This window comes from Bacillus massiliglaciei (genome assembly GCF_900098925.1).
Classification (GTDB): Bacteria; Bacillota; Bacilli; order Bacillales; family DSM-1321; genus Peribacillus; species Peribacillus massiliglaciei.
Map to the genome: position 1 here is coordinate 414077 of NZ_LT622359.1, position 18774 is coordinate 432850.

An 18774-nucleotide genomic window follows, 5' to 3' on the forward strand; every position below is an offset into this window, starting at 1 on the left:
AGATTAGATATTAGATTATTTTTAATATAATTATTATTCTTTAAAGAATAAATTTTCAGAAAAAATATTGTAAAATAGACATAATGATGTAATAATTAGTAAAACTATATCAGTGATTCACCATGAAGGAAGTGAAACATGAATAGGCCAATTATAGAAGTGAAGAAACTTAACACGAGTTTTCGCACGGAAGAGGGAGAGATCCCGGTGGTTAACTCGATAGATTTTCATGTCAATCCTGGGGAAGTATTGGGTGTTGTAGGCGAATCAGGCTGCGGAAAGAGTGTCACCTCTTTATCCATTATGGGATTGCTGCCTAAGCAGACAGGAAAAATTGAAGGTGAAATTCTTTTTAATGGAAAAAATATTGCCAATGCTTCAGAAGCGCTAATGCGGAAAATTAGGGGCAATGAGATAGGAATGATCTTCCAAGAGCCGATGACGAGTCTAAACCCAGTTTTTACAATAGGAGAACAGCTGATTGAATCGCTTCGCATACATAGAAAATGGGATAAAAAACAGGCCCGAAAGAAAGCTGTTGAAATGCTTAAAATGGTCGGCCTTGGACGGGCTGAAGAGCTTATGAAGGAATATCCTCATCAACTGTCCGGCGGGATGAGGCAAAGAGTAATGATTGCGATGGCGATGATATGCGACCCAAAGCTATTGATAGCAGATGAGCCGACAACTGCCCTGGATGTAACAATACAGGCACAGATTCTCGAGCTCATGAAAAAGTTAAACCAAGATACGGAGACAGCAATCATGATGATTACACATGATTTGGGTGTGGTAGCTCAAATGTGTCAGAGAATCATCGTTATGTATGCAGGGAGGATTGTGGAAGAAGGGTCCGTGCAAACGATTTTCCAAAATCCGAAGCATCCTTATACAATTGGGCTGATTCAATCTATACCGGATATGAGGACAAAAAAGGACAGGCTCTATTCCATACCGGGCAATGTGCCAAAGCCAAGTGCTAAACAGCTTGGCTGCCAGTTTGCTCCGCGCTGTGAGCATGCTATGGAGCAATGCCTGAGCAAGACTCCGGACCTGAAGGATTTTGAAGACGGGCAGAGAGTGCGATGCTGGCTGTATGAAGAGGGGAAAGGGGCAGCGAGGCATGAATCAAACATTAGTTAAAGTTGAAAATTTAAAGAAGCATTTCCCGATCAAGGGAGGAGTTCTTGGGAAGACAGTTGGTGAAGTGAAAGCAGTTGACGGCTTATCCTTTTCCATTCAAAAAGGGGAGACCTTGGGATTGGTGGGGGAAAGCGGCTGCGGTAAATCAACGACAGGAAGGCTGCTGCTCAGACTTCTGGAGCCAAGTGATGGGAAGGTATATTTTGAAGGACAGGATATAACAAGCCTGTCCGCTTCTGAAATGAGAAAGAAAAGAAGGGAAATGCAAATGGTCTTCCAGGATCCATTTGCATCTTTGAATCCCCGTCATACTGTGGAAAAAATTCTTGAAGAACCGCTGATTGTACATGGAATGAAGAGTAAGGCAGAACGTAAGCAGCGCGTTAAGGAACTGCTTGAGGTAGTTGGTCTGAGCAGTTACCATGCAAAGCGCTACCCGCATCAATTCAGCGGAGGGCAGCGCCAGAGAATTGGCATTGCAAGGGCATTGGCAGTTAATCCGAAATTAATTATAGCGGATGAGCCTGTATCGGCTCTTGATGTTTCCATACAGGCACAAGTGTTGAACCTTCTGCAGGATTTACAGGAAGAGTTTGATCTCACTTATCTATTTATTGCTCATGATTTAGGGGTTGTGCGTCACATATCTGACCGGGTAGGCGTGATGTACCTCGGCCATATTGTCGAACTCTCGGAAAGTGAGGAATTATATGAGAACCCGCTGCATCCTTATACACAAGCTCTTCTGTCAGCCGTACCGATACCGGATGTAGAGTATGAGGGGAATCGGGTTGTTCTGGAAGGTGATGTTCCGAGTCCTTCCAATCCGCCGGCAGGCTGCCCGTTCCATACAAGGTGTCCGAAAGCGATGGATGTTTGCAGTGCAGTGAAGCCGCCTCTTGCGGAGCATGAATCAGGTCACTACGTCGCTTGCCACTTATATACGTGAAAGTGATGTATACATAAATTTGAATAATTAGGGGGAAATGCTTTGAAAAAGACATTATCGTTATTATTAACGAGTATCCTTGCCATTTCGCTTGCGTTGGCCGGCTGTTCGTCTTCCGAAACAGGAGGGAGCGGCGGCAAGAGCAGTGAAAAAGGCGGCGGAGTTTTAATTTATGGTAAAGGCGGCGATGCGGTCGGACTGGATCCAGCCACTGTAACAGATGGGGAATCTTTCATTGTCACAGAACAAATTATGGATACCCTTGTAAATTATGAGGAAGACAGCATGGAAATTACGGAAGGACTTGCTGAAAAGTGGGAGATTTCAGATGATAATAAAACGTATACATTCCATTTGCGTCAAGGAGTGAAATTTCATGATGGCACGGATTTCAACGCAGAGGCAGTCGTGAAGAACTTCCAGCGTTGGGCAAAGAGCCATGATGAAGCAAAATTTGCTTATTATCCATCGATGTTTGGCGGTTTTGAAGGAGATGAAGGGCATGTAATCAAAGAGGTAAAAGCGACAGATGAAAATACAGTAGTATTTACTTTGACGCGTCCTCAAGCTCCATTCCTGAAAAATTTGGCGATGAGCCCGTTTGCAATCGGAAGTCCGACAGCATTTGAAAAAGATGCAGAGAAGTTTACGAAAGAGCCGGTGGGAACGGGACCATTTAAGTTTAAGTCATGGAAACAAGGCGATACCATCGAAGTAGTGAAGAATGAAGATTACTGGAGAGAGGGCTATCCGAAATTAGACGGTGTTACGTTCAAAGTTATTAAAGATAACTCAGCCCGCCTGAATGCATTGATCAAAGGGGAAATTGACTTGATGGATGGATTAAATCCAAGTGATATCAGCAAGGTCAAAGGGGACAGCGATCTTCAATTAATTGAACGTCCGTCCATGAACGTTGGCTACCTTGGTTTCAATGTTGAAAAGGAACCGTTTAATAATAAAGAGGTGCGGCAAGCTGTTTCTCATTTGATTAATAAGCAAGAAATCATTGATACCTTCTTCGAAGGGACTGCAGACCCTGCGAAGAACCCGATCCCGCCTTCTATCAGCGGATTCAATGATAGTATAGAAGATTATGATTACGATGTTGAAAAGGCAAAAGAACTGCTGAAGAAAGCAGGTTACGAAGATGGTTTTGATATGGAGCTTTGGGCTATGCCGGTCCCTCGTCCATATATGCCAAATGGACAAAAAGTAGCTGAAGCGATTCAGGCAAGCTTGAAACAAGTAAATATCAATGCAGAAATCAAAACATTTGAATGGGGAGCATATCTAGAAAAAGTTCAGGCAGGAGAAGCTCAATCATTTATGATGGGCTGGACTGGTGACAATGGAGATGCTGACAACTTCATTTATACGCTGCTTGATAAAGATAACATTGGTTCGAATAACTATGCACGCTATGCCAATGACGAGGTTCATGATCTATTGATTAAAGCCCAGTCAACACCGGATGAAGAAGAACGCAATAAGCTTTATGAAGAAGCACAAGTAATCATTCATGATGAAGCACCTTGGGTTCCGCTTGTATATTCTAAGCCTCAGCTGGCTGGATCTAAAGCTGTGAAAGGATTTGTGCCGCATCCAAAAGGTTCGCAATCCTTTGAAAATACTTCTTTAGATAATTAATTTATACAAACGGGGAGTATGGCTCCATCCATGCTTCCCGTTTGTTATTCCTTTTTGAACACTAAAGAATCATGCATTATATGTTTTGACAGAAAGCAGGTGAAGGTCTTTTGTTTTCTTATACAATACGGCGTTTAGGCTCACTAGTCCCTGTCTTATTAGGGATGGCATTTATCGTGTTTATGATGATTCGGGCAATACCCGGTAATCCTGCCCAAATTATTTTAGGACAGCAAGCCACAAAAGAAGCAGTAGCAGCAATGACTAAGGAGCTGGGGCTTGATCAGCCGTGGTTCATTCAATTTGGATCTTATTTAAAAGGACTTCTGACAGGAGACCTGGGAGTGTCATTGAAAACGAGAACACCAATTACTGATGAAATATGGCCCTATTTGGCCGCTACATTGGAGCTGGCTCTCGTTGCGATGATAATAGCTATCGTAATTGGCGTCAATGCGGGCATCATTTCAGCCTGGTTCCAAAATTCCTGGTTTGATTATGCGGCCATGATCATCGCTTTAATCGGCGTGTCCATGCCAATCTTTTGGCTGGGGCTGATGGAACAATACTTGGTTGCAATTCACTGGGACTTGCTTCCGACAACAGGCCGGGATAATATCCGGGATCCTGTAGCAGCGGTGACCGGTCTATATTTAATAGACACCCTGGTAAATGGGCGCGTTGATCAATTTTTTGAAGTGATTAAGCATCTAATCTTGCCCGGTATCGCTTTGGCGACGATTCCAATGGCCATTATTGCCCGAATGACTCGATCATCGATGCTTGAAGTTATGCGTTCTGATTTTATAAGGACTGCCCGTGCCAAAGGAATGAAGATGTTCTGGGTTGTGTATAAGCATTCCCTCAGAAATGCTTTAATCCCTGTTGTCACAGTCATCGGTCTTCAAACTGGACTGCTGCTGGGCGGGGCGATCCTGACGGAGACGATTTTTGGCTGGCCGGGAATCGGAACTTATATTTATGAAGCAATCAATTATCGGGATTATCCCGTCATTCAGTCTGGGATTTTGGTTATTGCATTTTTATTTGTCATGATTAACTTGATTGTTGACTTGCTGTATGCAGCTATCGATCCAAGGATTAAGTATAAATAAGGAGGGGAAAGTATGCCTGAAGTTGTAACGAATACACCGCCGCTCATACCTCCTCAAGCGGCAGAGGAAAAGGCCGTATCGCCATGGAAAGAGGGATGGAAAAATTTCAAGAAAAACAAGATAGCGCTGGTTGGGCTTTGCATTGTCCTGTTTTTTATCCTGTTGGCTATTTTTGCTCCATTGATTGCCCCGCATCCATATGATGTGCAGAAGCTCAGTGAGAAGCATCTTGCCCCATCTGCTGACCATTGGTTTGGAACGGATGAATTTGGCCGTGATATATTAAGCCGAATTATCTATGGTTCGCGGCTTTCATTATGGGTTGGTTTTTTATCTGTTGCAGGGTCGGTCGTAGTGGGATCATTCCTGGGGATTATTGCCGGATACTATGGCAAAATCATAGATACAGTCATTTCCCGGATTTTTGATATTATCCTGGCTTTTCCAAGCATCCTGCTGGCGATTGCCGTTGTTGCTGTCTTGGGACCGTCGTTAAGAAATGCATTGATTGCCATTGCAATTATTAATGTTCCTACTTTTGGAAGGCTGCTCCGTTCAAGAGTATTATCTGTTAAAGAAGAGGAATTCGTAACCGCAGCGAAGGCGATTGGGATGACTGATGCACGAATTCTTGTCCATCATATTCTTCCTAACAGTCTTGCCCCTATCATTGTTCAAGGCACCTTGGCGATCGCTACCGCCATTATTGAATGCGCAGCACTTGGTTTCCTGGGGCTCGGAGCACAGCCTCCTACACCGGAATGGGGGAAAATGCTGGCAGATTCTCGGGAATTTATCATTGAAGCACCTTGGACTGTGCTTTTTCCGGGACTGGCGATCATGCTGACCGTTTTAGGCTTTAACCTAATGGGAGATGGGCTGCGTGACGCACTTGACCCTCGAATGAAAAATTAAAATGGCATTGCCGTTGAAAAGAGAAGAGAAAGACTCTCTTTTATCTATTCCATCATACTCTGAGGCCTGCTGATGTTCAGCAGGCCTCTTTGCTATGGGTCTATCAGCAGAGGTTTTTATAGAAAAATAATAGATTTAGCCTAGTAGATTATAAGAGGGGCAGGGACTTTTTGTCCTTAAACATTTCAGGTAAATTGTGGTATTTTTAATTATAGGTAAATAATTCTAAAAATTCAAACATTGAAAGGGAGGAAAAATCCTTGTTTAAACGCAGCTTGTCTATTTTCGCCATCATTATGCTCGTATTTACGGCAAGCGTTTCCGCAGCTGCTCCGCTTTCTAAAGAACCAACTGGCAGTACGGACGCGGGAAAGAAAAACAGTAAGATCACTCAGCTAAAGAAAGAAGAGCTGGACAAAAAGTATAAGAGTGATGATGAGGTCCGGGTTGTGGTAGAACTGCAGGAGGCCCCGGCAATAGAATATGCAACTAAAAAGGGCAAGCGGTATAAGGATTTACCGAAAGCAAAGAAAAAAGAATTAAAAGCACAAAAGCTGGAAAGACAGAAAAAAGTAAAAGCGAAAGTAAAAGAAAAGAAAATCGGGTTTAAAGAGCTTGAGAACTTTACAACTGTAGTTAATGGTTTCAGTGCTGAAATGAAATATGGAAAAATTGTTGAGATTGAATCGATCCCTGAGGTCTCTGCCGTACATATTGTAAATGAATATGAGCGTCCTAAGGATAAGCCGGATATGATCTATAGCAAAGAACTGGTGCAGGCACAGGAGGCATGGAGAGATTATGGGTATACAGGGGAAGGGATGGTTGTCGGGATTATTGATACAGGAATCGACCCTTCTCACAGGGATATGGTATTAAGTAATGAAGAGGAAGCTGAGCTGACTGAGAGTGAAGTGTATGCCTTGAAGGAAACAGACGGCCTGAGAGGAAACTATTATACCGACAAAGTGCCATATGGATATAACTATATGGATGATAATGAAGAAATTCTGGATTTGGGAGAAGGCGCTTCTATGCATGGAATGCATGTTGGCGGAACGGTAGCTGCCAACGGAGATGAAGAAAACGGGGGCATCAAAGGTGTCGCACCTGAGGCCCAGCTCCTTGCCCTGAAGGTATTCGGGAATGATCAGGATGAGCAGACAACATGGGGAGATATCTATATTAAGGCAATCGATGAGGCCATTGTACTCGGTGCAGATGTACTGAATATGAGCTTGGGCTCCACAGCAGGATTTGTATCACCTGAAGATCCTGAACAGCAGGCTGTTGCAAGGGCTGTTGATAATGGGATATTAATGTCGATTTCCTCTGGGAATTCAGCGCATTTTGGAAACGGATTTGCAAACCCGGATACAGAAAATCCAGATATAGGTGTAGCGGGCACTCCCGGACTTGCCTACGATTCTTTGCAGGTAGCCTCCCTTGAAAACAGCTTTTTGGATTTGGATGCTGTTACATACACTGTTAACGGAGAGACGTCTAAAGCCCCTTATATGTCTGCAAGCAGTGTGCATCCTAATTCCTTGGAGGAAAAGGTCTATGAACTGGCCTATGCAGGCATAGGTACACCTGAAGAGCTGGAACAGGCTAATGTCAAAGGGAAGTTTGCTTTAATTCAGCGGGGCACTCTCGCATTTACAGAAAAAGCCCTGAATGCTCAGGCAGCAGGAGCAGCAGGTGTCATCATTTACAATAATGCTGATGGATTTATATCGATGGTCACTGATCCAAATATCGTGATTCCGCAGCTTTTCATGCTGAAGGCAGACGGAGATCAGCTGCAGCAGGCCTTAGCTGCCGGTGAGAAAGTTACGGTAACCTTCAATGGAGAGAAGACGAAGGCGGCTAACCCGGAAGCTGGGAAAATGAGTTCGTTCACTTCATGGGGAACAGCACCTAACTTGGACTTCAAGCCGGAGATCACGGCACCCGGCGGTCAGATTTATTCAACGCTCAATGATGACAAGTATGGCATGATGAGCGGGACATCTATGGCGGCTCCGCATGTTTCCGGAGGAGCAGCGCTGGTGCTGGAAAGAGCAGATCAAGAATTTAAGCTGGAAGGCTTCGATCGCGTAAATTTAGCTAAAAACCTTATGATGAATACCTCCCAGCCGCTGATTGATAAGGGAATCGTGAATGAAGCCTTAGAATGGGACATCCCCTATTCTCCTCGCCGGCAGGGAGCCGGTGTGATGCAGCTGCACTCGGCCCTTTCAACTCCTGTTGTCGTTACAGAGGCTGATAAAAAGGAAGCAAAAGTAGCTTTAAAAGAAGTGGGAAATACGTTCAGCTTTACCTTGAAGGCTGAAAACCTCAGCGGCAAACCAGTGGAATACGATGTAGCTGGAAACGTACAAACGGATTTTGCCATCGAAGGACAATTGGGCTATTTAGCTAATGAATTGGAGGCACAAAAAATTATCGGTGCCACGATTCAAATCAATGGCTCTGATAAAAAAACGATTGAGGTTCCGGCAAATGGGTCAGTCACGTTCAAAGTGGATGTCGACCTGTCAAAAGCAAAAGTTCTTGGGGATGATTTAGAAACCCAGGTTCCAATTGACTCTGTTTTCCCAAATGGCTACTTTGTTGAAGGATATGTTACGTTAACCGACCCGGCTGACACAAATCCAGAACTAAATGTTCCCTATGAAGGTTTCAAAGGGAAATGGGATAAAGCTCCAATTCTAGACGAAACCAAATATGATAAAGAGTCGTTCTATGGAATGGGTGGTATGGTCACGACCATTGATACAAATACTTTCGATTATCTTGGCTATGATCCGGTTGCCCAGACGTTCAACAGCAAGTTCATTGCCATTTCTCCGAATAATGACGGAGTGCAGGACGATCTGATTCCGGTCATGTCTTTCCTAAGAAATGCAGAAAGTGTTGAGTACAGTATTTTGGATGCGGCGGGACGCTCATTAAGAAAAATTAGGACCGACCAGTTTGTTACCAAGGATTATTATGATGAAGGAAGAGGCAGTTACTACAGCATTCTGGAGAACAGCAGATGGGATGGGAAAATCAATAATCAAACGGCCAAAGACGGGTACTATTATTATGAAATCAGAGCTTTACTTGATTATGATGGTGCAGAATGGCAGACTTATAAATTTCCTGTGAAGGTTGATACTGCTGCCCCTTCTTTAAAAGCAGTGAAACAAGGCGATATGCTTGAAATAAAAGGAACAGATAATGCAGGAGGCTCAGGAATTGCCTATTATGATATTGAAGTGGACGGCAAATCAATTTTGACAGAGCCGCTCTCTCCTAAAATAAAGGAATATAGTTTAAAAGAAATCGAGGGCAGGAAAGTACAAGTCATTGCTGCAGATTTTGCGGGCAATGAAACATCGGTGAAGGTAAATATGGATGAGGGAGCAGAAGAAGCGGATACAGCCGGTCCTGCAGTCCATATTACAGCACCTAAAACCTTAAGTATAACCAATAAAAAGAAAGTGGAAATTACAGGCTATATTGAAGAACCATCTGGTTTGAAAGAGTTTAAGATTGACGGAAAGAAAGTGAAAACAAATTATGATGAAGGGCAAAAGCGCTATGTTTTTACCCATAAGCAAACATTTACGGATGGAGTGCAAGGCTTCACAGTGACAGCTGTGGATAAAAAAAATAATACCAGCACATTTAAAAGAACCATTATGGTGGATTCTGAAAAACCAAGGCTGATCATAAGTAATATCCCTCAAAAGGTCAGCGCCGAGGATGGAACAGCTAAAGTAAACATGAAGGTACAGGATAATTTTGATGAAATCCGAGTGTATGTTAACGGCAGTGAAGTGTTCAGCCAAGCCTTTAAAGAACCTTATGAAATGAGAGGGTTCAGTAAAACAATCAAAAACGTTGAATTGCCTATAAAACCTGGAAAGAATCAATTTGAAATCCTAGTTACCGATCTTGCAGGAAATCAAACCAAGAAAAAGATTGCCATTAAGGCAAAATAACAGAAAAAGCAGCTCCCATTGGTATGGATCCCAAAAAGTTCAATTTGACTTTTTGAGACCGCCACACTTTTGGGCAGCTGCTTTTTTGTCTAACCGGACATCCATTTATTGAAGGGAAACGAGTTCTTTGATTTCATCGGTGGAAAGCTCTGTAATCCAATTCTCTCCGCTGATAATCTCATCATTCAGTGCCTGCTTTTTATCAATCATCTGGTCAATTTTCTCTTCTAATGTACCGGTACAAATCAATTTATGGACATGAACAAACCGTTTTTGACCAATTCGGTAGGCACGGTCAGTAGCCTGGTTTTCAACAGCCGGATTCCACCAGCGGTCATAATGTATCACATGGTTGGCGGCTGTCAAATTCAAGCCGGTGCCGCCGGCTTTTAAGGAAAGGATGAAAATAGGGAACTCTCCGTTTTGGAATTTCTCAATCATCTCATCACGCTGTTTTTTATTGGCGCTCCCATTCAAAAATGGAACAGAAATTTTATATCGATTTTCGAGAAGCTCTTTAATCATTTCACCCATTCCGATATATTGTGTGAAAATCAGGCAGCTTTCCTTTTGTTCCTGCACACTGTCAATTAATTCCAAAAGCTTCTCGAGTTTACCTGACCGGCCGGCCGCTTTTGATAAGGGAGAATCTGTTTCTTTTAAGTATAGGGAAGGGTGATTGCAAAGCTGTTTGAGTTTATTCAGCATCTGCAAAATGATTCCCTTTCGTTCGAAGGAAGAAAGCTGCTCAATATCCGCAAACGTATCTTTAATCAGCTGTTCATAAAGAGAGGCCTGTTCAGATGTAAGCGGGACAAACTCTTTCTGTTCCTGCTTAGCCGGTAAATTCAAGGCGACTTCTTGATCCTGCTTGGTGCGGCGCAGTAAGAATGGCTGTATCAGCCGCTGCAGTTCCTTGATTTTATCCTTTTGCTCTTCCCGTTCAATCGTAGCCACATATTTTTCTTGGAATTGCCCAAGTGTTCCAAGGTACCCTTTATTAATGAAATCAAAGATGGCCCAAAGCTCGCTGAGACGGTTCTCCATAGGAGTGCCGGTCAGAGCTACATGATGGCGTCCCTGCAGTTTGCGGACCGCACGGGATTGCTTTGTTTGAGAATTTTTTATATTTTGAGCTTCATCAAGGATAATAGAACTCCATTTTTGAGATAAGAGTTCTGTCTGATCCTGATGGGTCAGGCCGTAGGAAGTCAGCACAACATCATATCCTTCAAGGGCTTCTTTAAAACGCTCTCCTTTGGCGCGGTTATTGCCATAGTGAAGCAGAACATTCAGGTCTGGTGCGAATTTTTCCAGTTCTTTTTGCCAATTGCCAAGGACAGAAGTAGGGCAGACAATTAAGGCTGCCTGATTTTCGGAAGGTTCCGAAGTATGGACGTCTGCTTCGAGGGCATCCCTATTCTCTTTCCGTATCAGAGTCTTCTTCTCTGTCCTTCCATCACCGGAGGCACTTGGTTTTGCCCATTCTGTCTGTTTGATATGGAGCAGGTACGTGATAACTTGAATGGTTTTTCCAAGACCCATATCATCCGCAAGACAAGCTCCAAAACCGTGATCACGAAGGAAAAGAAGCCAGCTGACGCCAAGTTTCTGATAAGGCCGGAGATCGCCCTGCAGAGAAGCCGGGACAGGAACAATCGGAATATTTTTTGTTTCTCGAAGCCGGCCCACCATTTTGCGGAGTTCCTGGTTTAATTCAAACTGAATGCGGAGAAGCTCATTCGCATCTTCGTCTTCCTCTTCCGTCTCCTCAGAACCTTGCAGGAATTCCTGCTGAAGCAGGTCCGTGAGCATCAGACCTTTTTCGTTTGCGGTCTCCATCATTTCCTGGATTTGTTTGATAAAGGCAGGATCGAGCTTTACCCATTGTCCGCGAACATAAATCAATCTTCGCTTCTCGTCTACAAGCTTTTCAAATTCTGCTTCGGAGAGCTCCTCGCCATTCACCGAAAAACGCCAATCGAAATCCATTAAGGCCTGCAATCCGACGTAAGCAGGACCGCGGGTGCTCTGGTTTTTCACTTTTGCTTTCACTTTTAAGGAGGATTCCTTTAAAGCCATCCACCAAGACGGCAGCAGAATTTCCATACCAAGGAATAGCAACTTTTCGCTTGCCTCTGTCAGGAAGTCCCATGCTTCCATTTCATTTAAATTCTGCTTTACTTTTCCGTCTTCTTCCAGCCAGGGAATTAACTTGAGCAAGCGCTGGATAAATGTATCGACCTCAGGACGGAATTTATTCCAGCCCCTCGGAAGCCGTTTGGAGGTGAAGGTTTCCAAAATATTTTCGTCCTTTTTGGAACGGAGGATGACCTCCAGCTTCCATGGGCCGATTCCTTCCGGCGGTTCAGTAAGGCGAAGACCGACGGAGAAGGGCTTTTTATCCTCCTCGAGACCGATCCAGGTACGCCAGCTTTCCCGGTCAAAATAGGCCTGCAGTTCTTCGGGTGAAAGACGGCTGTCCCTGAGCGCTTCTGTGGCTTCCGTCCAGTGCTTCCCTGTAGGAGAATATTTCTGCATATACATATTGGCCGCATCGTTATACCATTTTTGTACAAAAGTCCTATTTGTCATGGAATGGGATTGATCAAAGTCAGGGATTACGGGCTCTTCCCAAAAAGAGTGGAGAAATTCTTCCTCTACCTCTTCAGGGAGTTCCCAGGCCAGTTTATTTTGCTGAAGGCTCGAGAAATCAGGGATTGTAATCCCGTTTTCAATGGATTCATGTAGAACAGGAGCAGCTGCAAGACATACAGAGGAAAGCTCAGACCATTCCCAATCAACGAAGGAGTTGAAGCTTTCTTTGGCAAATAAGGTAAGCAGACCCCATGCGTCGACCGTGAAAAATGCTTGGCCGTCCACCGTGTCGATCGTTAATTTTGTTCCATAGTAACTGGTGTCATCCCAATTGAAAAGCAGCCTGCGGACATAGGTTGAATGTAAATGCCGGCCTGTTTCATCAATGATAGAGAGGCGGTACTGCCCGTTATCCATCATGGCGATTTTGGTTTGGAGTTTCCCTGGATTAAACATCGATTAGCTTTCCCCTTTTTAATTCTTCTTGAAATGCACGCAGCCGCTTAGTTGAATCGGTTACATACTCCAGATATTTCTCGAATTTTTCTTCTTCTTTCAGCTTCTTATGAATGGTGCGCATTTTTTTCAGATATCGGACAGCCTGCTTGTATGCAGGGCGGTTCTTCAGTGATACTTTTTCCTGTACAGCATGATAATACAGCGGAAGAATCAGCTCAGGCTGTTCGGAGACAATGGTTTTGATGGAATCATTGCTGATTAAATCAATACTGATTTCCGAAAATATATGCATTTCCACCCACTTTTTATACTGTCTCTGTTCAAATAGGAAATTTGCATAATTCCAGTAACTGTGCGGCAGAGCTGCTTTATAGAATTTATCCAGCAAATCAGTTCGTTTCAGTTTATAAGAAATGCTGGTGACAGGGCTGGTGAAGGTTCTGACAAAATCAACGCGCTTATAGTAATCCGTCATTCGGGCCAAATAAGCTTTGATATGGCTGTTGATATATTCAATGAATGGAATAGTCCGGGATTCTTCAAGGAAATTCAGCCAATAAAATATATACGGGCAATGATCCTCTGGCAGCTCTTTAAGCAGTTCAATGGCTTGCGCGTCCTGGCCTTCTAATAAAAACAGATGGATCGCTGCAAGTGTATGGGAATTTCTAATAACGGTGCCGGGATATTGTTTGGAACGCTGGTTAAGGATTCTTTCCAGTTCTTGACCGCGCCATTCCGGCTTTGTAAAAAGATAGCTCCATAGCTCGCGGTATAAATCTACCCGCTCATATTCAAGGCCGTCTTCCCCTTGAAGGAGCTGAGCGACATCATCTTTAATACTTGAAACAAATGGATCAAAGGCAAACGGTCTTGCCTGCCGGCTAAGGCCGCGAATCAGTTCGTGCGCTTCATCCGCAAGGTCATTGGCAAGGGAATAAAAGAAACGCACACTCTGCGGCTCCTTATCATGCAATTGAATCAGTTTGGCCGTTTCCAGGAAGGTGCAGAAAAGGGTAGTGAACTGATAGAGGCTCCGCCATTCAGTCTCCATGGGAGCCTTGGACTGCAGCTTTTTAAAATAGCTTCTCAGGTGATCTTCCAGCAAATATACCGGCAGATTGATCTTTGGAGTAATCTGCTCTTCAAATGTACGGCGGACAAATGATTTCCAGGAAGAGTAATCCCTTCCAAGTGCAGTTTTTTCCTCTGTTTGTTCCTTTAAGATCTCACTGGCCCGCTTGATTCCTAAATCAGCAGGCAGAGCATTTTCTGATGAACGGCTGATTTTCCAGTCATTTACCCATTTAAAAACACTAGCCTGTTCACTGTAAACAGAAAAGAATAAAGCAAGCTGATGCCTGCAGATACCTGTTTCATTACCAGAGCAGCTGCCGCCCAGAGGGGATGTAATATCAATCGTAACCTGATAGGGCTGAATATCCTGTACCGTAGCTGTTATATAATCAAAACCGTCTTCCCTTTTTTTATCATAAACTAATTCCTGAAAATAAAGCTCTAAGGCTGCCTGTACCATGTCGGCATCGGTTTGGTCTTCAGGATTAAAAAAGGATTTCCATTCTTCTGCGTATACTAAATTGGCTTCCATATCTAACGCCTCCTGTTCGTGGTTCAGTTTGCTTTATATAAAAACCAAAGGCTTTTTTCGCATGCTTCATTATGATTCAATTCAAGTGGCATTTTGTTAGAGGCAGTTAAGTTAGTTCATTGCTTTTGGTCCCGTGGTTCCTGACCGATAACCTGCATACCATCAATATCGTCTATAATGGACGGTCTTAAAACAGGTGATCTCTTGAAACACGGCCGGCTGACCCGGGCTAAAAATACTCATCTATTTATTATACTGCATTTTGCGAATAAAATTTAGCTCCAAGCATGGATTGGAAAAAACGGTGTAAGCATCGATTTGCTTTTTTTGCAGGAAGGAGGGAATCTATTGAGAGAGCAGGAGGGAGACATAATAAATAGCCATCCCTTTGACGAGCAGGGAGTGGCTTATGAATGGATTTGATCTTCAATTTCCCAAGATTTAAGTTTTTGTTTAATAAATGCAGTAAATCGGTAGTTTTTCTGAAGCTCAAAAAGGAAGAGAGCTTTGGATAAATAATTTTTTGCTTCCGTATAATTCCCTAGCAATTCGAGATTGTAGCCAAGCTGGTAATGCAGTTCAGCAAGCAAATAGAGATGATCCTCCCGCAGACACCATTTTATGGCATCATAGCAGTACTGTATGGATTCCTCGTATTTTAAAAGCCTTGTGAGGACACGTGCGGTGTTATAAAAAAGCCGGGCCCTGATTGATTTATCATTCAGGAAGGGAAGGACTTTTAAATGATGAAGAGCATCTTTATAGGCAGCCAGTGCTTCCGCATATCTTTTTTCTTCAAAATAGAAAACCCCTCTGGTAAGCAATAATTCAATCTCTCTTTCCGAATATAATTTCTCGGAGGACTTAGTGAGAGATATTGCTTCATCCAACAGGGAGAGTGCTTTATCTACATTTTTCTTCATTTCATATTCATAAATGGCTTTATGCCAAAGCAGGATCTGATAGTTCTTATTATTTTGCAGAAACAGGGGATTCTTTTCTTCCACTTTTACAATATCCCGGATATCTTCGTAATTCATATTCCTCCGCGCCAATTTAAGCTGATTGAACACTTCTTCTACATAATCCAGTCTTGGTGTCATTCCGATATCGAAGAAGTAGTTCACATCTACCCCCAGCTTCTGAGAGATCAGATAGAGCGTGGAAGCATAAGGATAAACATCGCCCTTTTCGATCTTGCTGATTTGGGCCTGTGTACAGATTCCTTCGGCGAGCTCACCCTGTGAAAGACCTGCCTGTTTCCGTAATTCTTTTATTTTTTTTCCGACGGCTGAAAAGTCCATATGGTTCTCTCCTTAATATTCCTATAGTTATATTTTTATCGGAGAAGCAGAGCATGGTAAGGTAATGAAAGTATTTGGACACGGCTTAGAAAGATAGCCGTAAAAACACGGCCTAACATTGTATGTTTAAATATAACTATAGAATTTATTTCTATCAAAACCAATATTTATAAAAGAAAAAAGGAGGATGTACCTATGAAAAAAAATGTCAAAGGTTTCGTTGTTTCATTTCTTTTAGTTGCTGGTTTAGTCTTAATTGGCGGCGTGTCTCCTGCAGAATTGCCAAGTGTATATGAGCTGCCGTCTGTCTACTGATTTTATCGTTTCTCTTTCAGATTTTATACAAAAAGATTAAGTCTGCCCCACGAGGATTCTTCTTGCGGCAGACTTTTTCGTACCCTCTTTACATCTATTGGCTTCCTTATTCTTTTAAGCATATTCCTTTAGTTATAATAGGTAAAGTTTCGTGAGCTGAAGGGATAAATGTTCAGTTTTTTCAGGAAATGGAGCCGCTTACAGCCGCGCAGGCAGAGCGCTTTTATTTGATATAGTAAATGTATCAAATCAGAGAGGTGTGAGATGATGGAAAACGTTTCTATGAAAGTAATACCCTCTTTTTATGACGAGGAATGTGCGATTGTTTTTTCGTTCTCCTTCAGTGAGGAAGCGAATAAGATTGGTGAAGCAGTTATCTATACATGCAATGATACAAAGTATACAGGACCTGATCAGTCAGCATTGTATTCAGCCCCAAGCTCCTGTGAAAAAATAGCCTATATAAAAAAATTCTCCATTATGGATGAGTATAAGGCTTTGACTATGAAAAAAATCCAGCATTTTATGAACATAATCGGCATTCAGCGATGTATCAGTGATGTATACGGCAAAGAATTCGGACAGGTAAATTAAATGTCAAAAGACCCATGACCGATACACAGTCACGGGTCTTATCCTTGCTTTTTAGCGGATAAGCGTTTTCTTCTGATAAAGTCACTCATTCGCTGACGGTCCGTTAGGTTATTAGATTTTTGTGTATCTCGAAAAATAGTCTTTCTCGAACTTTCCGCAGTGGCTGCTCTCATGATTGTGAATGGCTCCTTTGCTGCATATTCTGTTTAACTAGTACCCCTTTTTTAACTGATCAAACATCTTTCATTTATTTTTTTTATGTAAAATATGCTTAGAGTTATATTTTTTTGCAAAAAACCTGCTCTTCATCATAAATGGCTGTCTATTATCGCTGAAAACCTTTAGAAACGCAATTCTTACGAGTTTATTAGCTATGGAAAACATGATTAAATAAATGTATTCTTATACGGCTTATCGGCTGTAGAAGAACTTCATTGGAGTTTACGGAATTAAACCATAACGGTTTCTCGTATTTCCTGATTTTCATGAAGACCCTTAGTTACTAGTTACCTGCAGTGAAGAGGTATTACCCAACACCTCTTCGATGGCCCGCCGGCATTTGCCAGCGGGATTTTTTTAGTTAAGACGGTTCGTTTGCTTTTTTAGGCTGAGGGGAATAATAAAGTAATAATAATGCAGGGAGGGTGGGCTCATGAGCGGCACAGGTGAAAAGCTGCAAGCACAGACCCATGACCATACAGTTAAACGTGCCAAATTCCAATTTCTTTTTCCGTTTATGCTGGATGATAAAGAAGACATTGAAAAATTAACGGGAAAATTACGGAAGGAAAACTTTATCTTTTTCGATTTTAAAGATTTGGACCTTCAGCAGGCCTTCTACGGAGGAGACAAAGTTTCGCACAGGAAGCTCGAAAAATCTTTTATGCCGAATATTGAACCCTTGTTATTCCCTGGCTCACAGCATGATAAGGAAGGGATTCGCAGATTTTCCAAGAAATTTGAATTGGAATGCCGTTTGACTTCTTCACAGCTTGATACTCCTTTTTTTATAGAATCCACTGATGTTTTCCTCTGCCCATTCCGGATCGGTATGGTGAACATCCGCGTCCGTCTTCCGGAAAATATTTCTTATCTGGATGCCGTGTCTTTCGGTGACATTTTTCGGGTATTAGAGCCGATTACGGAAGATGAAGAGCAAATCGAAGTGATGGCAGGCGGGGAAACATATGAGGAAGTAAAGAAATTTATTTTTAAAAAACTGCTTCCGCCGATCGATGCCTATTTAGAAGATGATCCGGAGTTAGATCCTTCTTATTTTGGGAGTCTTCCTTTTTTCGTCGATGAAAGGATGTATGTCATCAGTTATATCAATCTCGATTCAGACAGTTACATATCAAAAATGGAACTTTACCGGGCAGCAGATCTCGAGGGGCATAGAGTGGATGACGAGAAATATGAAGGTGCAAGGAACCAGCGATATATAGATCGGTACTGTGAGAATATTGTGTACGACCGCTGGGCAGATGAGACGTATATCATCATGAGTGAATATCATTTTTCCTGCCTCACCAAAGCAGAAGGGAAGAAGGAGCAAAATCTGGCAGGTCGTTTATATGGTGAATATTTCTACTCCGTTCTGCTTTTTTATTATTATAAAATCATTTTATTGAAACTTTCGCATGACCATTCTCAAATTGAAATAGAGAAGGGAAAAAGGAGTACAGAACGTCTGATTTTGATGATTACTCAGTTCACAGCAAAATACTACATACCGGAAGTCAACAGCACGGCCTCGGGGAAAGAGATATTCAGCAAATTGAAAGCAACCTTTCTGATTGATGAACTTTACCGGGATGTAAAGGAAACGCTTACCTTCCTTTATCAAAATCAAAATAACATATCCGGGAAGAGTATGAACTATTTGCTGCAAATTTTAACGATTTTTACTACGATTTCGGGTATTTTTGGGATGAATCTTGTCATTGAGGATTGGAAAGGCAAGATGGATTGGGCCAAAATGAATGATTACTCCGTGTTTGAGTGGATTGCGGTATTGGTCACTACCACAGGTGTGGCCGTATCACTCATTCTTGGTCTCATATTTTTGAAAGACTGGATGGTCGAGAAGAAATCCCGCAAAAAACAAATTTTATAAGATGTGTCCCGT

At 42.6% G+C, this 18774-nt stretch carries 11 protein-coding genes; 8 read left to right on the plus strand and 3 right to left on the minus strand.

Going from position 1 to position 18774, the window contains the following annotated elements; all coding sequences use genetic code 11:
- Window positions 1-138: 138 nt before the first annotated feature.
- The 6 genes from BQ4305_RS14005 (at window position 139) to BQ4305_RS22090 (ending at window position 9767) form a co-directional block, all read left to right on the plus strand.
- Window positions 139-1143: an ABC transporter ATP-binding protein gene (locus BQ4305_RS14005; RefSeq protein WP_110928354.1), complete on the plus strand. Its 1005-nt coding sequence runs from the start codon at window positions 139-141 to the stop codon at window positions 1141-1143.
- A complete protein-coding gene (locus tag BQ4305_RS14010; RefSeq protein WP_110928355.1) occupies window positions 1124-2092 on the plus strand; it encodes an ABC transporter ATP-binding protein in 969 nt (322 codons plus the stop codon). The genes BQ4305_RS14005 and BQ4305_RS14010 overlap by 20 nt, the downstream gene beginning before the upstream one ends.
- Window positions 2093-2134: 42 nt before the next feature.
- Window positions 2135-3742, plus strand: coding sequence for an ABC transporter substrate-binding protein (locus BQ4305_RS14015; protein ID WP_110928356.1), 1608 nt, complete (start codon window positions 2135-2137; stop codon window positions 3740-3742).
- A gap of 110 nt (window positions 3743-3852) precedes the next feature.
- A complete protein-coding gene (locus tag BQ4305_RS14020) occupies window positions 3853-4857 on the plus strand; it encodes an ABC transporter permease (RefSeq protein WP_110928357.1) in 1005 nt (334 codons plus the stop codon).
- A gap of 12 nt (window positions 4858-4869) precedes the next feature.
- The gene (locus BQ4305_RS14025; RefSeq protein ID WP_110928358.1) at window positions 4870-5772 is read left to right on the plus strand and encodes an ABC transporter permease; all 903 of its coding nucleotides are present in this window, start codon (window positions 4870-4872) and stop codon (window positions 5770-5772) included.
- A 260-nt stretch (window positions 5773-6032) separates the two neighbouring features.
- A complete protein-coding gene (locus BQ4305_RS22090; protein WP_324611587.1) occupies window positions 6033-9767 on the plus strand; it encodes a S8 family serine peptidase in 3735 nt (1244 codons plus the stop codon).
- A gap of 105 nt (window positions 9768-9872) precedes the next feature.
- Here BQ4305_RS22090 and BQ4305_RS14035 read toward each other — a convergent pair whose 3' ends face one another.
- The 3 genes from BQ4305_RS14035 to BQ4305_RS14045 form a co-directional block, all read right to left on the minus strand.
- Window positions 9873-12821, minus strand: a complete 2949-nt coding sequence (locus BQ4305_RS14035) for a DEAD/DEAH box helicase (RefSeq protein ID WP_234396965.1) — start codon at window positions 12819-12821, stop codon at window positions 9873-9875.
- Window positions 12814-14433, minus strand: a complete 1620-nt coding sequence (locus BQ4305_RS14040; protein ID WP_110928359.1) for a hypothetical protein — start codon at window positions 14431-14433, stop codon at window positions 12814-12816. Before BQ4305_RS14040 ends, BQ4305_RS14035 begins: the two co-directional genes overlap by 8 nt.
- Window positions 14434-14840: 407 nt before the next feature.
- Entirely contained in the window at window positions 14841-15737 is an 897-nt protein-coding gene (locus BQ4305_RS14045) for a helix-turn-helix domain-containing protein (RefSeq protein ID WP_110928360.1), read from the minus strand.
- A gap of 579 nt (window positions 15738-16316) precedes the next feature.
- Here BQ4305_RS14045 and BQ4305_RS14050 point away from each other — a divergent pair.
- Window positions 16317-16646 (plus strand): hypothetical protein, encoded by a 330-nt coding sequence (locus BQ4305_RS14050; RefSeq protein WP_199880693.1) that lies wholly within the window; start codon window positions 16317-16319, stop codon window positions 16644-16646.
- A 652-nt stretch (window positions 16647-17298) separates the two neighbouring features.
- A complete protein-coding gene (locus tag BQ4305_RS14055; protein ID WP_110928362.1) occupies window positions 17299-18762 on the plus strand; it encodes a magnesium transporter CorA family protein in 1464 nt (487 codons plus the stop codon).
- The last annotated feature ends 12 nt before the right edge of the window (window positions 18763-18774 follow it).

What these genes read in the sequence shown, in the direction of transcription:
- BQ4305_RS14005 (WP_110928354.1), top strand. Translation starts at nt 139, where the DNA reads ATGAATAGGCCAATTATAGAAGTGAAGAAACTTAACACGAGTTTTCGC.
- BQ4305_RS14010 (WP_110928355.1), top strand. Translation starts at nt 1,124, where the DNA reads ATGAATCAAACATTAGTTAAAGTTGAAAATTTAAAGAAGCATTTCCCG.
- BQ4305_RS14025 (WP_110928358.1), top strand. Translation starts at nt 4,870, where the DNA reads ATGCCTGAAGTTGTAACGAATACACCGCCGCTCATACCTCCTCAAGCG.
- BQ4305_RS14035 (WP_234396965.1), bottom strand. Translation starts at nt 12,821, where the DNA reads ATGTTTAATCCAGGGAAACTCCAAACCAAAATCGCCATGATGGATAAC.
- BQ4305_RS14040 (WP_110928359.1), bottom strand. Translation starts at nt 14,433, where the DNA reads ATGGAAGCCAATTTAGTATACGCAGAAGAATGGAAATCCTTTTTTAAT.
- BQ4305_RS14045 (WP_110928360.1), bottom strand. Translation starts at nt 15,737, where the DNA reads ATGGACTTTTCAGCCGTCGGAAAAAAAATAAAAGAATTACGGAAACAG.
- BQ4305_RS14050 (WP_199880693.1), top strand. Translation starts at nt 16,317, where the DNA reads ATGATGGAAAACGTTTCTATGAAAGTAATACCCTCTTTTTATGACGAG.
- BQ4305_RS14055 (WP_110928362.1), top strand. Translation starts at nt 17,299, where the DNA reads ATGAGCGGCACAGGTGAAAAGCTGCAAGCACAGACCCATGACCATACA.